Source organism: Cloacibacterium sp. (assembly GCF_047601505.1).
Classification (GTDB): domain Bacteria; phylum Bacteroidota; class Bacteroidia; order Flavobacteriales; family Weeksellaceae; genus Cloacibacterium.
The window spans coordinates 1,217,802-1,233,172 of record NZ_JASGJD010000001.1 but is presented as its reverse complement, the minus strand read 5'-3'; the positions used below and the strand labels follow the sequence as shown (position 1 = coordinate 1,233,172).

Here is a 15,371-nt window from a genome sequence, read left to right as displayed (position 1 = left end):
AACAATGAATTTTAAAAATAAGAATATTATTTTCGTAGCTATAAGTTTGGTTGTTTTCATTCTTTTGGCGGTAGCTTATGCCAATCCTATTATTTCGGGGAAACAGCTTTTGCAACACGATATTGTACAATACAAAGGCGGCGCAAAAGAACTTTTGGATTACAGAGCCAACAACGAGCAAGAAACCTATTGGAGTGATTCTATGTTCGGAGGAATGCCAACTTATCAAACCGGAGCACAATTTAGAGGTGATGTCATCAAAAAAATAGACGATGTTTTCAACTTTTTACCAAAACCTGCTAACTTTATCTTTCTATTTTTTGCAGGATTTTTCTTACTCGGTTATGTAGTAACCAAAAATTGGAAATACGCACTTCTCGGCGCTACTTTCTTCGGATTATCTACTTATTTTTATATTATTATTGCAGCTGGTCATAATGGTAAAGCTGCTACATTGGTTTACTTTGCGCCACTTTTGGCAGGAATTTTATTGGTTTATATTCGTAAAAAATATATTCTCGGTTTTATTGTCACTTCACTTTTTATGGGCTTGCAAATTTGCGCCAATCACCCTCAAATGACATATTACCTCTTCTTAGCGTTAGCATTTTTATTCATTTCAGAATTGGTAAGAGCCGCAAAAGGAAAAACAGAATGGAAACATTTCTTTATTTCTTCGGGAATATTAGGTTTGGCAATGATTTTGGGAGTTGGGATGAATTCTCAAAGACTTTTAGCTAATTCAGAATACGTAAAAGAAACCGTAAGAGGAAAACAAATTCTTAAATCCGCTCATAATTCTAAAGATGATGACGGAATGAAAAAACAAGAAATCCTCAATTGGAGTTACGGAAAAACAGAAACACTTAACCTTTTCATTCCGAGATTATTAGGAGGAAGTTCTACGGAAGAAGTTTCAGACGAATTCAAAAAAGAATTAAGAACTTCTCTTGAAAACCAAACCAACGACGAAGAACAAATTCAAGGTGTTTTCGGCCAAGTTGTAAATGGCGTGCCAATGTATTGGGGCGATCAACCAGGAACTTCGGGACCTGCATATCAAGGAGCTGTAGTTATTTTTCTGGCAATTTTAGGTTTTTTCTTTGCCAACAGAAAATACCGTTATTGGATTTTAGGAGCTTCTATCCTTTCAATTCTTTTGGCTTGGGGAAGCAATTTTTTACCACTTTCAGATATATTTATAGATTACGTTCCACTTTACAATAAATTTAGAGCGCCATCTTCCATTTTAGTGGTTGTAGAATTATTATTCCCTTTAATTGCCATTATCGGATTGTACAGATTTTACAACGATGATTCTTCCGAATTAATGACCAAAGCTTACAAACAAAAAATTCTATTGTACGTTGGTGGTGGTGTTTTAGGATTTACATTGCTGATTATTCTTTTTGCTAAAAGTTTATTTGGTTTTGAAAATTCTTCAGAAACAGGAAAAATCCCTGATTTTATAATGACCGTAATTAAAGACGAAAGAGCCAGAATGCTTAGAATTGATGCCATAAAAGCATTTATTTATGTTCTGATTACTTTTGGCGTTTTATTTTTAAGTCTTAAGAAAAAATTGTCTCAAAATATAGCTTTAGTTATTATTGGTTTGGTAAGTTTATTAGACCTTTGGACGGTGGACAAACGTTATCTGAACAATGATAATTTTGTTGACAAAACTCTTGCTCAAGAGCCTTACGTTACCGAAAACAACGAATATTTGGCAAGTAAAGCAGGAAACAATACCTTCTTGCTCGATTTACTTTCTAGAGCGAATATGAATAAAGCTTTACAAGAAATTGCCGATAAAGATAAAAACCATTATAGAATTTTTAATCAGATTTTAGGGCCTTTTGGCGAAACCAATACTTCTTATTTCAAATCTTCTGTAGGAGGTTATCATGCGGTGAAACTAAGAAGATACGACGATTTAATCAATCATTATTTCTATGCCGAAGATTCTACAAAATCTGCTCAAATTCCTAATATTTTGAGTTTACTCAACACAAAATATGTTGTTGGCGGAACTGTAGAACAGCCTCAAATTCAAATTAATCCTAAGGCAAACGGAAACGCCTGGTTTGTTTCGGATATTAAATTTGTAAATTCTCCAAACGAAGAAATAGACGAAATTGGAAGCATTGATACTAAAAAAACTGCTGTAATTTCTTCTGATGATAAAAAATATTTTGAAGGTAAAACGATTGCTGCAGATTCTACCGCATTTTTAGATTTAACGAAATATCAAGCCAACGAATTAGAATTTAAAACACAATCTAAAACGCCACAATTGGCAGTTTTATCAGAAATTTACTATCCAAAAGGTTGGAAAATGTTTGTGGACGAAAAAGAAGTTCCTTATATAAAAGCAGATTATTTATTGAGAGCTGTTTACGTTCCTGCAGGAAATCATACCATAAAAATGCTTTTCGAACCAGAAGTTATTACCAAAGGAAAAACAATTTCTATGATTGCTTTTGGATTGTTTGTATTGCTTTCGCTTTTGGGAATTTTTTGGTTATACAGAAAATATGAAGGGACAAGTCGGGACTTGTCCGAAATTTCTATGAAATTTCAAAATTCGTAATTAAAAAAATTTTGGAATATGAAAAAAGAAAAAGGAATTTTATCGAGCTATGATTCTCTTGATATTGATGAAGTAGTTATTGCTATTGAAAAAACTTTTCATTTAAAATTTGATGAAAGAGATTTTGAAAAAGTGAAAACTTATGGAGATTTTGAAAATTTAGTTTTAAATAAAATAGAAGGAACAGAAACCGAAGATTGTTCTTCTCAACAAACATTTTATAAATTAAGAAAAATTTTCATTGAAGAATTTAACATTCCTTTTGAAAAAATAAATCCTAAAACACAATTAGAAAATATATTTCCATCTAAAAATAGAATAAAAAAAGTATCTATCTTAAAAGATAAACTCAAAACAGAAGTGAACTTTTTAAAACCTAATTTTAAATTTTCATTAATATCTGCAATTTTAATAATATTATCAATTTACTATTTTTTCAATCAATTTTTATTAGGATTATTCTTATTTGTGATTGGAATTTTCTGTTTAAAAATCGCTCAAGATTTTGGTAAAGAATTTTACGCAATCACTGTTGGTGAGTTATCAAAACTTATGGTAAAAAAGGACTATAAATTTGCAAGAAAAAATCCCGAAACTTATAATCCAAAAGAAGTAAAAGAAATCATTAAAAATATTTTTTCGGACATGTTAGATATTGAAAAATCAAAACTTCAATACAATACAATTTTATAAAATCTTCCATTTTAGACAAGTCGAGACTTGTCTCTACAAAATAAAACAAAACCTTGGAACAAAAAAAAATACTCATCATCTCATATTACTGGCCTCCAGCTGGCGGACCAGGAGTGCAACGTTGGTTAAAATTTGTAAAATATTTACCAGAATTCGGTTGGGAACCTACGGTTTTTATTCCAGAAAATCCGAGTTATCCAATTGTAGATGAAACATTGCAAAAAGATGTTCCTGTAAATCTGAAAATGATAAAAACCAAAATTTGGGAACCTTATCAATTGGCAGAAAAATTTGGGAAAGACAATAAAAAATTCAAAGCCGGACAGTTTGATGTAGGCGAAAATCAGTCTTGGAAAGCCAAACTTTCAATTTTTGTGAGAGGAAATTTTTTTATTCCTGATGCAAGAGTTTTTTGGGTAAAACCTTCGGTAGAATTTTTAGAAAAATACCTGAAAGCCAATCATTACGATGCTCTGATTACTACAGGACCACCGCATTCTTTGCATTTGATAGGTCTCGGTTTAAAGAAAAAATTACCCAATTTAAAATGGATTGCAGATTTCCGAGATCCTTGGACGGAAATTTCGTATTACAAACACTTGAAACTTACCAAATTTGCCGATAAAAAACATCGAAATTTAGAAGCAGAAGTCTTCAAAAATGCAGATATAACTTTGGCGACAAGCTACACAGATGCGGAAAATTTCAGAAAAAAAGGAGCAAATGCGTTTTGTATTACGAATGGATTCGATGTTGAGTTGGAGAATGGGAGAATGGAAGAATGGGAGAATAAAAACTCTACTACTCTACCACTCTACAATTCTACCACTAAATTCACTCTAAGCTATGTTGGAGTTTTGGAGCAATTAAGAGATCCGGGAAATCTCTGGTGGACTTTATATGAAATAATGTGTGAAAACAAGGAGTTTTCAAATGATTTTGAATTAAAATTTGTAGGAAAAGTTGATAACAAAATTCAGCAGTCTCTTTTTCATATTGGCATTAACCAAAATATTAAATATCTTGGCTATTTGCCTCATGAACAAGCATTACAAGAAATGCAAAATTCTTCAGTTTTATTGATGACAAATTTTCCGCAAGATTCTTCAAAAGGAATTATTCCTGGGAAAATTTTCGAATATTTGGCTACAGGAAAAACCATTCTTTCTTTCGGACCAAAAGATGCTGACGTAGAAAAAATCTTATCTGAAACCAAAGCAGGAAAACATTTTGGTTATGACGAAAAAGAGAGTCTAAAGAATTTTATTGTAGAAACTTATCAAAATTGGAAATCTGGTAATCTCAACAAAAATGCAGAAAATATAGAGCAATTTTCTAGAAAAAACTTGACTCAAAAATTAGTAGATTTGATGAATAAACAACTTTTTTAAATGAAATTATTATACAATTTTTTGCTAAGTTTTTTATTGATTTCGTGTTCTTTAATGCAACCGAAAACTGTAAGAAATGCTAATCTTCTCAACGAAAAAGAAATCACCACCATTACTCAACTTATTGGTAAAGAGAAAATTGCAAAAGACGTTTACGAAAATTTCTATCAGCAATACAAAAATAATCTTTTCGGGAATATTGCCAAGAGAAAGCAAAAACACATTGATATTTGGAAAAATATTTTAGCCAAACAAAATATTTCGGTAGATGAAAATGATGCTGTAACAGAAACCGAAAACCTTAAAAATCAATTTATTTCTGAAGGAATTGATGAAATTTCGGCTCTTAGAACTGCACTTAAAATTGAAGAATTAAACCTTAACGACATTTATACGGTAAGACGAACCAGCAGTAAATCTGCGATAAGAGAAGCGGCAAACGGCGTAGAATGTGGCACCAAAAATCATCTTTTTGTATTTTACAGAGCTTTAAAAGAAAAACACGAAAATTACAGTCACCAATATATTTCTGGTAAAAAATTTAATAATATTGTAAACGGCGCCGTTACTTCTTGCGGACTTCAGTACGATTAATTGTATTTAATGGCTATAACAGGAGAAATTTTAGAAATAAGATAACTCGGCAATATTAAAGCTAAAGCCGAAACTGCCAAAATACCAACTGAAATTGCAATAATATAAATTGGGTTAAGGTCAACAGGAACGGTGCTTACATAATAATTCTCTGGGTTGAGTTTTATAATTCCGAAAAATCTTTGGATGAGTAAAAGCCCAATTCCTATTACATTTCCGAAAATTAATCCTGGAACCATAATAAGCAAAGTGTAATTAATAAAAACCGCTCTAATTTGTCCGTTGGTTGCTCCAAGTGTTTTCAGCATACCAATAGAATTAGTTCTTTCGATGATGAGAATAAGCAAAACCATGATGATATTAATGACTACAACAATTAATAAAATCGTGATAATTAAACCAATATTAGTATCAAAAAGTCCTATCCAATCTACAATTTGAGGATATTTATCGGTTGCTTTTTCGGCGAAATTTTTATAACCAATTAATTTTTCAATTTTAGGAAAAACTTCGTCAATATAAGATGAGTTTTTCAAAAAAACATCTACTCCACCCACATCATCTTTCGCCATATCTTGAATTTTCCTTACGTGATTGATGTCTCCAATGATAAACAAATCGTCAATCATTTTAATGTCTGTTTTGTAAATTCCAGCAATTTCAAATTTTCTATAAATCGGCTTTTGGTCTTCTTTAGAAAAAATAGCTACAATGCTGTCTTTAGCTTTCAGGTGTAAATCGTCTGCAATTTTTTGCGACAAAATTACCTGATTATTATAACCTTCTTCGGTAAACTTTGGAATCTCGCCAGAAACCATAAAATCTTGAAATCTTTCTGCATCAAAATCTTTGGCTACGCCTTTCAAAATAACACCATCAAAATTACTCTTCGGTTCTTAAAATCCCCGAAACCGTAGCATAAGATTGAGTTCCGTTTACTTCTTCTAAATTTTTAATATCATTAAGTTTTAATTCGTCTTTATTCAAAACCGAAGAATTGTAAGAAGAATTACTTCTGGTAGATTTAATAGAAATATGTCCAGAAAAATTAGCCAATCTGCTTTCTATTGCCTTTTTAGAGCCCAAACCTGTAGAAACGGTAATTAGAGAAACTATAACGCCAAGCGCAACAGACAATCTGCCAATAAAAACAATAACTCGGGAAAGATTATTTTTGTTATCTTTGGAAAAAGCTATTTTTTTAGAAAAATATATAGGAAATTTCAATGCAATGGATTTAAGTCTCAAAATTAAAAATTTACTTCGTATTCTGCCAATATTTTTTGGAATTGTGTACACATCTTTATCAAATTTATCTGCTCAGACACAAAATAATTCTCAAAATTGTTTCAAAACAGCTGCAGACCGACCAGAATTGTATTTAAAATTATTAAAAAATAAAAATATTGCTGTAGTTGCCAATCAAACTAGTTTGCTTTCAGATAAAACGCATTTGGTAGATTTTTTGGTTAAAAACAATATCAAGATTAAAGAAATTTTTGCTCCGGAACATGGTTTCCGAGGAAATGCAGATGCTGGCGAACATGTAAAAAACGGAATCGACACCAAAACTGGTTTGCCAATTGTTTCACTTTATGGAGATAACAAGAAGCCAAAACCAGAACAATTACAAGGTGTTGATCTCATTTTATTTGACATTCAAGATGTTGGCGCAAGGTTTTACACCTATATTTCTACCCTTACTTACGTGATGGAAGCTGCTGCCGAAAATAATATTGAAGTAATGGTTTTAGACAGACCAAATCCTCACGACGGATACATAGATGGTCCAATTTTGAAAGAAAAATGGACAAGTTTTGTTGGTTTGCATCCCGTTCCAGTGGTGTATGGACTTACCATTGGCGAATATGGCAAAATGGTAAATGGAGAAAAATGGCTAAAAAATGGCATTCAGGCGAAATACAGTATTATCCCAATGCTAAATTATCACAAAAAACAAAGATACCCTATCTCTGAAAAACCGTCTCCAAACTTACCGAATGAGAAATCTGTAAACCTCTATCCTAGCCTATGTTTCTTCGAAGGAACGCAAGTTTCTGTAGGACGTGGAACTCAATTTCCGTTTCAGGTTTTTGGAAGTCCATGGCTTAAAAATTATCATTTCAAATTTACTCCAAAGCCCAATTTTGGGGCTAAAGACCCTTTCCTCAATGGTAAAATTTGTCATGGAGAAGATTTAAGAAATTACGCCGAAATTAAAGATAAATTAGACCTTAGTTTTGTAATAAATGCCTATAAAAACTTTGATAAAAAATCTAAAAACTTCTTTTTACTTCCTGCTTCTGGTAAGAATTATTGGTTTGACACTTTAGCCGGAACAGACGAGCTGAGACAGCAAATTATAGAAGGAAAATCTGAAGAAGAAATTAGAAATTCTTGGAAAAAAGATTTACAAAATTTCGAAAAAATTAGAACGAAGTATAGAATTTATGAAGATTAAACAAATACAGAAATAACGAAAAAAGCAACCGAATTTTGGTTGCTTTTTCTTTATTTAGTCGAAATGTTGTGGCGGATTTTTATCATTTTTACTTCGGTTATAGAAAAACATTCCGATAGTAATTCCAATCATTCCCGCAACTCCATTCATAGTAGCTGTTTGTAGCTTATCTGGTCTAGTATTTCCCAAATAATTCATGAGAAAAACGATGATGAACGTTATAATTACTACAACTAAAAATTTAAAATTTTTTATTTCCATTATTATTTTAATTTATAAGAAAGCATTACACCAATTTTATAGGGTATCATTTCGCCACTTCTATTCCAAGGAGATTTCTCTTCATATCTTTCTCCATTTACCATATTATAACCGTGATAAAAACCCTGAGAATTTGCTCCACCAATGTATAAATCTAAATTCAAGCGCTCTTTTAGTTGATATTGATAGCCAAAAGTAACTCCCATTAAAATACTATAACCTCTTTGGTAAGAATTAGTATTAAGATAATTCCATTTTTGTAAATCGAAAAAGGCAATTCCGAGATTTGTACCTACATAGAAATGCTCAAAACTTTTTTTAAAATAATATCTACCTTCTAAATTAAAGTTATAAATCTGAAGTTTATTCCCGAAAAAAGATTCCCAAGGAGAAATAAAAAATTCTGGTTGTAAAGTAAAATGTTTAGCAATTTTGGCTTCAGCACCAGCGTTTATCATTCCGATTGGCAAACCTGCCAAATTAATTTTGACAAAAGTCTGAGCACTTATTTTCTGAGAAAAAAATAATGAAATAACGATTACTAAAATCCCAAAAAATCTTCTCATATTATTTTAAGTTTTTCAACAATTCTTCTGTGGAGGTGTATTCCGCATTATTCTTTTTTGCCAATTCTATAGACCTTTCTGCCCATTTTTTAGCATTTTTTTTATCATTTAATTTATAATAAATTCTTGCTAAAGTATCTGTATTGATATTATCTTCTTGCTTTTTAATAGCTTCTAAAGACCAATCTACAGCTTTTTGAAGAGAACTAGGATTGCTAACATACAAAAAGAAATCCCAAGAAATTTTATTAAGCTCTTCGGCACTGAAATCTGCTGGAACTTCATAGTATTCTATCGCTGCTTTTTCGTATTCTGAAAAATCTTTATTATTGAAATAAAAATCCATTCTAAGCTTGCTAGATAAAATTTTGGCATCTTTATCACCAATTACCTTCGTCGCTTCTGTCACCAAATAATTATTATCAATTTTAACGTTAGTATAATCAATAGATTTTTGAATAATGGTAGTTAATCTCAACTGCTTTTCGAAATCGTTCAATACGTTTTCTGGAATTATTTTGAGTAGTTCTGGCTTTCTTTTTTCAAAAATTTTAAAATTTTCATCATCTGTACTCTTCGTAAAGTACAACAAAATACCTGCATCATCTTTCGTTAACTCATTTTTTTCAATTGCTTTAAAATATCTTTCTGAAACTTTCTGAGCAAAAACGAAATCATTTTGAGAAGTATCTTTCATTAATTTCATTAGAAACTCTGGATTATTTTCTCCCGCATGAAATTTTTCTATTCTTTTTTCCAATTTATTTTCTGGGTTTAGAACATCTTTTCCCATACTAATAAAATCTGAAACTTCCATATAGCCCAATCCTTTGAAGACCACTTCTCCATTACCATTCAGAAACAACAAAGATGGAAAAGAATTTATACCATATTTTCTTGCTATATCTCTTCCTTCTCCTTTTTCCATATCAAACCTAGAGTTGATAAAATTAGCATTGTAATAATCTCCCACTTCTTTCACAGGAAATACGTTTCTTTCTAATAATTTACACGGTCCACACCAAGAAGCATAAGCGTCCATAAAAACCAATTTATTCTCTTTTTTGGCTTTATTTAATATATTTTGAAAGGTATCATTCTCGAATTTAATTCCATCTTGTGCAAAAAAACAAGCTGAAAATAAGAAAAAGAAAATTTTAAAAAATCTGTACATATTTTAGAATTGAGCTACGAAGATAAAAAATAAAAATAAGCCTTGAAAATAGTAATACGAGATAGAAAAATAAATCAAAAAAAATTAGCTAACATATTTCATAATAAAATATTTGTTTGTTATTTTTTTTAAGTGTAATTTTAACACTTAAATTTAAAAATAAATAATCTTATGAAATTTTTTATAGACACTGCTAACTTAGAGCAGATTAAAGAAGCCAATGATTTAGGAATTTTGGATGGCGTAACTACCAATCCTTCTTTAATGGCAAAAGAAGGCATTAGCGGAAACGAAGCTATTCTTCAGCATTATAAAGATATTTGCGACATTGTTGATGGCGACATTTCGGCTGAAGTTCTTTCTACAACTTACGAAGAAATGATTGCTGAAGGCGAAACTCTTGCGAAAATTCATCCTAATATTGTGGTAAAAATACCGATGATTAAAGACGGTGTAAAAGCTCTAAAATATTTCTCAAACAAAGGAATCAAAACCAATTGTACTTTGATTTTCTCTGCAGGGCAAGCACTTTTGGCTGCTAAAGCTGGTGCTACTTATGTCTCTCCTTTCTTAGGAAGATTGGATGATATCTCTACCGATAGCCTCAACTTAATTGAAGAAATAAGACTAATTTTTGATAATTATAACTATCAAACTCAAATTTTAGCAGCTTCTGTAAGACACAGTATGCACATCATCAATTGTGCTAAAATTGGTGCAGATGTAGTAACCTGTCCGCTTCAACCTATTCTTTCTTTATTGAAACATCCTCTTACTGATAGCGGTTTAGAACAATTCATCAAAGATTCTCAAAAAATGATTTAATCTTTTTTTAAATTCAAAATTATATGTCACACGATATTACAAAACTAAAAAATATTGCTTCACAAGTAAGAAGAGATATTGTTAGAATGGTTCACGCTTGTCAATCTGGGCATCCTGGAGGTTCATTAGGCTGTACAGATTTCTTGGTTGCGCTCTATTTTGACGAAATGAAAAGAAATCCTGGGTTTGATATTAAAGGTAAAGGCGAAGATGTTTTCTACCTTTCGAATGGGCACATTTCGCCAGTGTTTTACAGTGTTTTAGCACATGCAGGATATTTTGATAAAAGCGAATTGGCTACTTTTAGAAAACTGAATTCCAGATTACAAGGACATCCTACCACGCACGAAGGTTTACCAGGTGTAAGAGTAGCTTCGGGTTCTCTTGGGCAAGGATTGTCTGTTGCTATTGGACATGCTTTAGGTAAAAAATTAGACAATGATTCTAGCTTGGTTTTTACACTTCATGGTGATGGAGAATTACAAGAAGGACAAATCTGGGAAGCTTTAATGTATGCTGCTCATAATAAAGTAGATAATTTAATTGCAACGGTAGATTATAATGGTCAACAAATAGATGGCCCTACTTCTAAAGTGCTTTCTTTAGGAAATCTAAAAGCTAAATTTGAAGCTTTCGGGTGGAAAGTTCTAGAAGTTGAAAATGGTAATGATATGGAAGAAATTCTAAAAACTTTAGACGAAGCTAAATCTTTAGCTCACCATGGTCAACCGATTGGTATTTTATTAAAATCTCAAATGGGAGCTGGTGTAGATTACATGATGGGAACTCACGCTTGGCACGGAAAAGCGCCTAATGACGAGCAATTGAAACGTGCTTTAGACCAATTAGAAGAAACTTTAGGAGATTATTAATACGAATTCTATTATGAAAAAATATACTTACACAGAAAAAAAAGATACCAGATCTGGTTTTGGTGCTGGCTTAGCTGAACTGGGAAAAACCAACCAAAATGTGGTGGCATTATGTGCAGATTTAATTGGCTCTCTTAAAATGGAGAAATTTATTGAAGAAAATCCTAATCGTTTTTTCCAAATTGGTATTGCCGAAGCTAATATGATTGGTATTGCTGCGGGCTTAGCTACAGACGGGAAAATTCCTTTTACTGGTACTTTTGCTAATTTTTCTACAGGCAGAGTTTACGACCAAATTCGTCAATCTGTAGCTTATTCTGATAAAAATGTGAAAATTTGCGCTTCTCACGCCGGTCTTACTTTGGGTGAAGACGGTGCTACTCACCAAATTTTAGAAGATATTGGATTAATGAAAATGCTTCCAGGGATGACGGTTATTAATACTTGTGATTATAATCAAACCAAAGCAGCTACTATTGCTATTGCAGAGCATCACGGTCCGGTTTACTTGCGTTTCGGGAGACCTGTAATCCCAGTTTTCACAGATGAAAATCAAAAATTTGAAATCGGAAAAGCTTGGATGGTAAACGAAGGAAAAGATGTAACGATTGTTGCTACAGGACACTTGGTTTGGGAAGCTATAAAAGCGGGAGAAATCTTAGAAGAACTAGGCATAGATGCGGAAATAATCAATATTCACACGATTAAACCTTTAGACAGAGATGCTATTTTAAAATCTGTAAAGAAAACGGGTTGTGTGGTTACTGCCGAAGAACATAATAAATTAGGTGGTTTAGGAGACAGTGTTGCTCAACTTTTAATTACAGAACTTCCTACTCCGCAAGAATATGTGGCGGTAAACGATAGCTTCGGAGAAAGTGGAACGCCTGAACAATTAATGGAAAAATACGGACTTAATGCCGATGCTATCGTAAAGGCTGTTAAAAAAGTTATCGAAAGAAAAGCATAATTTCTATATCTTTTTACAAATTGTTTAGTTAAAATATCTTCTAATTAAAAAAAGGAAGATTGTTAAAAACACAATCATTATAAAAGAATAGAATAAAAAAAATTCATGTTCACGTTTATACTCAATTTGTTTATTAAGGCATCAGTAAATTAGCTGGTGCTTTAATTTTTACAGTAAAATTGAAGTCACTAAATTTGCAACTCTAATAAAAATTTAATTAATGACGGATATTAAACTTATTGTAACCGATATGGATGGTACTTTTCTTAATTCTAATTACGAAATCAGTCCAGAATTTCCAAAAGTATTTGAAGAACTAAAAAAAAGAAATATAAAATTTGTGCCTGCTAGTGGAAGACAAATGGCAGGAATTACAAAATATTTTCAAAATATTGAACACGAAATAGGATTTATAGCAGAAAATGGCGGCTATGTAGTTTATCAAAATGAAGAAATTCTTGCTGATAAAATGCAACATCAGCACATTGTTGAAATTATAAAAACGGTTAGAGAAATTTCTGGTGCTAGAGCTGTTCTTTCAGCTAAAAAGTATGCTTATTATGAAACGGAAGACCAAAATTTTGTAGATTTTTTCACCAAATATTACATTAAGAACAAAAAAATTAATGATTTAACCGAAATGATTGATGATACGGCTTTCAAAATTGCGATTTATCATCCTGAAGGTTCTGAAAAAAATCTTTATCCTTTTTTAAAACATTTTGAAGAGTTTGGTTTAGAAGTGGTAGTTTCTGGCGAATTTTGGATGGATATTATGAACAAAAACATCAATAAAGGAAAAGCGCTAGGCATTCTTCAAAACGAATTGCAAATTACTCCAGACCAAACCATTGTTTTTGGAGATTACATGAACGATATAGAGATGCTTCAAAATGCTAAATATAGCTTTGCTATGCAAAATGCGCATCCTTCTGTAAAAGAAAAAGCTAATTTTTTGGCTCCTTCTAATAATGATTTTGGCGTTATTGAAATTATTAAAGAATATCTACAAAAAAACCAGCTTTAACGAAGCTGGTTCTTATGATAAATAATTAGAATTTCATTACAAAACCTCCATAAGGTTCAATCTTAACCTTAATTTTTCTAGAATCTATACTTTTTGTTTTAAAACTTTTATTGCCATCATCTTCTATGATGTAGCCTTTTTTGTTGATAAAACTTAAATCTATTTCGAATTGTTTGGCAATATTTTCTCCGTTTATCCCAGAAATAAACCAATCTTTACCTCTTCTTTTTGCTACAATTACTTCTTTACCCGGAAAACCCATCAATAATTTTGATTCGTCCCAAGAAACAGGTATATCTTTCAAATAATTGATAACATATTCTGGCATTTTTGCCATACCTTGAGGTGTTTCTACCAAATGTTGAATTCCAGAATTGAAAATAGTAGGCAAAGCAAGTTCAAAAGATTTTGAAGTAACTCTATTAATATTTGGAATTGAATCTAAAACCATTGGCGTAAAATCCATTGGGTCGTACAGATTTCTTGTAAATGGAATTATAGTGGCGTGATGAGGCTCTTCATTGGCATTAATTTGTTCGAAAGTAATAAACTCTAGCCCTTTAATTGCTTCTACAGTTAATAAATTAGGATATGTTCTTTGCCAACCTCTTGGTATAGTAGCTCCATGAAAATTTACAAGAATTTTATATTTTAGTGCTGTTTCTAGAATATCTTGATAGTAAGAAATCATAGATTGTCCGTCTCCTCCAAAAAAATCTACTTTAACACCAGCAATTCCTTCTTCGTGTAATTTTTTAAATTCTTCTTCACGAGATTCTTTGGTTAAGAATTTATTTTTAGGAGTATAAGGTGTTTTGTTCCAATCGCCTGCCGAATTGTACCATAAAATTAATTTTACATTTCTTTGTTTGGCATAGATGATGAGTTCTTTAATTTTGTCCCAACCAATACGCCTATCCCAATCTGCATCAATAAGACAATATGGCCAATGCATTTTAGAGGCATATTCTATAAATTCTTTAGATGTTTCATAATTTACAGAATCATCTTTTAACAAACCCCAACTCCAAGAAGAAATACCAGGTTTTACAAATTCTGTTTGTTTAGAAACTTGAGGTTTTGCCAAATCTGTACCTAATGTAGATGCATAAATTTGTTTTAAATTACCTATTGCTATAATTCTCCATGGGGTTTCCCAAGGTGTAATAGCTTCTGGCAAAAGAGCTCCATTAGTAAAGATTTCTTCTTTTTGAGGAAAAACTAATCTTAGTGCATTAAATTTTTTATCAAAATTTAAATGAGAGGCACAGTAATTTTTTCCTAAATCTGTTTCTGATAAAGACACCCAATAATCATTAGTTTTTATAAGTGCAGGAAAAACCCAGCCTTCACCAATTGGAGATTTAGTATCTAAAGAAATATTAGACAAATAATATTCTTCATAAGACGGATTGGTATCAGACCATCCTGTTTTGGCTTTAGACATTGGCTGTAACCATGCCTTGCTACTTTGGTTAAACTTAAATGTAGAAATCTCTTCTTTTATGATTTTTTTTTCTTTCGAAATTTCAGGAAATTGATATCTAAAAGCTACTCCATCGTTAGAAACATTGAAAACTACATCCAATAGCAAGCCATCTTTATTTTTCAAAGAAAAAATTCTTTGATTGGCTTTGTAATGTATATCTCTTTTCTTACCATGAAGCATTTGATAGTGATCTTCTACAGTCTTAGATGTTGATTTTAATAAAATCATATTATTAAAAAAATCTGCATCTTCTCTCATAATTCCTATTTCTGAGGAATCTATAACCAACTTATTATCCTTTGTTATAAAATAATAAGGATGCTTCTTTGCATTGACACCAAAAGTAACTTTAATAGATTTATCTAAACTAATTACTGTTTGAGCCAAAAAATGCTGACAACCAAATATGGTCATCAGCATTAAATTTGAGATAAAAATAATTTTTTTCATTATAT

13 protein-coding genes and 1 pseudogene are annotated in these 15,371 nt (G+C 31.4%); 9 read left to right on the top strand and 5 right to left on the bottom strand.

Going from position 1 to position 15,371, the window contains the following annotated elements; all coding sequences use genetic code 11:
* Positions 1 to 4: 4 nt before the first annotated feature.
* The 4 genes from QM746_RS05815 to QM746_RS05800 are packed head-to-tail and all read left to right on the top strand — an operon-like array spanning position 5 to position 5,271.
* Positions 5 to 2,593 (top strand): YfhO family protein, encoded by a 2,589-nt coding sequence (locus QM746_RS05815; RefSeq protein WP_414983355.1) that lies wholly within the window; start codon positions 5 to 7, stop codon positions 2,591 to 2,593.
* Positions 2,594 to 2,611: 18 nt separating this feature from the next.
* Complete coding sequence (locus tag QM746_RS05810; RefSeq protein ID WP_414983354.1) at positions 2,612 to 3,286, top strand: hypothetical protein; 675 nt, start codon at positions 2,612 to 2,614, stop codon at positions 3,284 to 3,286.
* A gap of 53 nt (positions 3,287 to 3,339) precedes the next feature.
* Positions 3,340 to 4,677 carry a glycosyl transferase family 1 gene (locus QM746_RS05805; protein WP_414983353.1) on the top strand — a complete coding sequence of 446 codons (1,338 nt, stop codon included), beginning with the start codon at positions 3,340 to 3,342 and terminating at the stop codon, positions 4,675 to 4,677.
* Entirely contained in the window at positions 4,678 to 5,271 is a 594-nt protein-coding gene (locus QM746_RS05800; RefSeq protein ID WP_414983352.1) for a DUF2202 domain-containing protein, read from the top strand.
* On the opposite strand, the pseudogene QM746_RS05795 reads toward QM746_RS05800, so the two are convergent.
* A pseudogene (locus QM746_RS05795) lies at positions 5,268 to 6,498 on the bottom strand (ABC transporter permease). The gene QM746_RS05800 and the pseudogene QM746_RS05795 sit on opposite strands and share 4 nt — an antisense overlap.
* Before the next feature lie 4 nt (positions 6,499 to 6,502).
* On the opposite strand from QM746_RS05795, the gene QM746_RS05790 reads away from it, so the two are divergent.
* A complete protein-coding gene (locus QM746_RS05790) occupies positions 6,503 to 7,732 on the top strand; it encodes an exo-beta-N-acetylmuramidase NamZ domain-containing protein (RefSeq protein ID WP_414983351.1) in 1,230 nt (409 codons plus the stop codon).
* Between the two features lie 54 nt (positions 7,733 to 7,786).
* On the opposite strand, the gene QM746_RS05785 is transcribed toward QM746_RS05790, so the two are convergent.
* From QM746_RS05785 to QM746_RS05775, 3 genes are read right to left on the bottom strand one after another with little or no spacing between them, the layout of a single operon-like run.
* The gene (locus tag QM746_RS05785) at positions 7,787 to 7,993 is read right to left on the bottom strand and encodes a hypothetical protein (RefSeq protein WP_414983350.1); all 207 of its coding nucleotides are present in this window, start codon (positions 7,991 to 7,993) and stop codon (positions 7,787 to 7,789) included.
* A 2-nt stretch (positions 7,994 to 7,995) separates the two neighbouring features.
* On the bottom strand, positions 7,996 to 8,559 hold the full coding sequence (locus tag QM746_RS05780; RefSeq protein WP_414983349.1) for a DUF3575 domain-containing protein: 564 nt from the start codon (positions 8,557 to 8,559) through the stop codon (positions 7,996 to 7,998).
* Position 8,560: 1 nt separating this feature from the next.
* Positions 8,561 to 9,733, bottom strand: a complete 1,173-nt coding sequence (locus QM746_RS05775) for a thioredoxin family protein (RefSeq protein WP_414983348.1) — start codon at positions 9,731 to 9,733, stop codon at positions 8,561 to 8,563.
* Positions 9,734 to 9,904: 171 nt separating this feature from the next.
* Here QM746_RS05775 and fsa point away from each other — a divergent pair, with 171 nt between their 5' ends.
* From fsa to QM746_RS05755, 4 genes are all read left to right on the top strand, one after another.
* On the top strand, positions 9,905 to 10,558 hold the full coding sequence (gene fsa, locus QM746_RS05770) for a fructose-6-phosphate aldolase (RefSeq protein ID WP_414983347.1): 654 nt from the start codon (positions 9,905 to 9,907) through the stop codon (positions 10,556 to 10,558).
* Positions 10,559 to 10,581: 23 nt separating this feature from the next.
* Positions 10,582 to 11,430 (top strand): transketolase, encoded by an 849-nt coding sequence (locus tag QM746_RS05765; protein WP_414983346.1) that lies wholly within the window; start codon positions 10,582 to 10,584, stop codon positions 11,428 to 11,430.
* 13 nt (positions 11,431 to 11,443) lie between these two features.
* Positions 11,444 to 12,400: a transketolase family protein gene (locus QM746_RS05760; protein ID WP_414983345.1), complete on the top strand. Its 957-nt coding sequence runs from the start codon at positions 11,444 to 11,446 to the stop codon at positions 12,398 to 12,400.
* Positions 12,401 to 12,620: 220 nt separating this feature from the next.
* On the top strand, positions 12,621 to 13,427 hold the full coding sequence (locus tag QM746_RS05755; RefSeq protein ID WP_414983344.1) for an HAD family hydrolase: 807 nt from the start codon (positions 12,621 to 12,623) through the stop codon (positions 13,425 to 13,427).
* 25 nt (positions 13,428 to 13,452) lie between these two features.
* Here QM746_RS05755 and QM746_RS05750 read toward each other — a convergent pair whose 3' ends face one another.
* Entirely contained in the window at positions 13,453 to 15,366 is a 1,914-nt protein-coding gene (locus QM746_RS05750; RefSeq protein ID WP_414983343.1) for a glycoside hydrolase family 97 catalytic domain-containing protein, read from the bottom strand.
* Between the last annotated feature and the right edge of the window lie 5 nt (positions 15,367 to 15,371).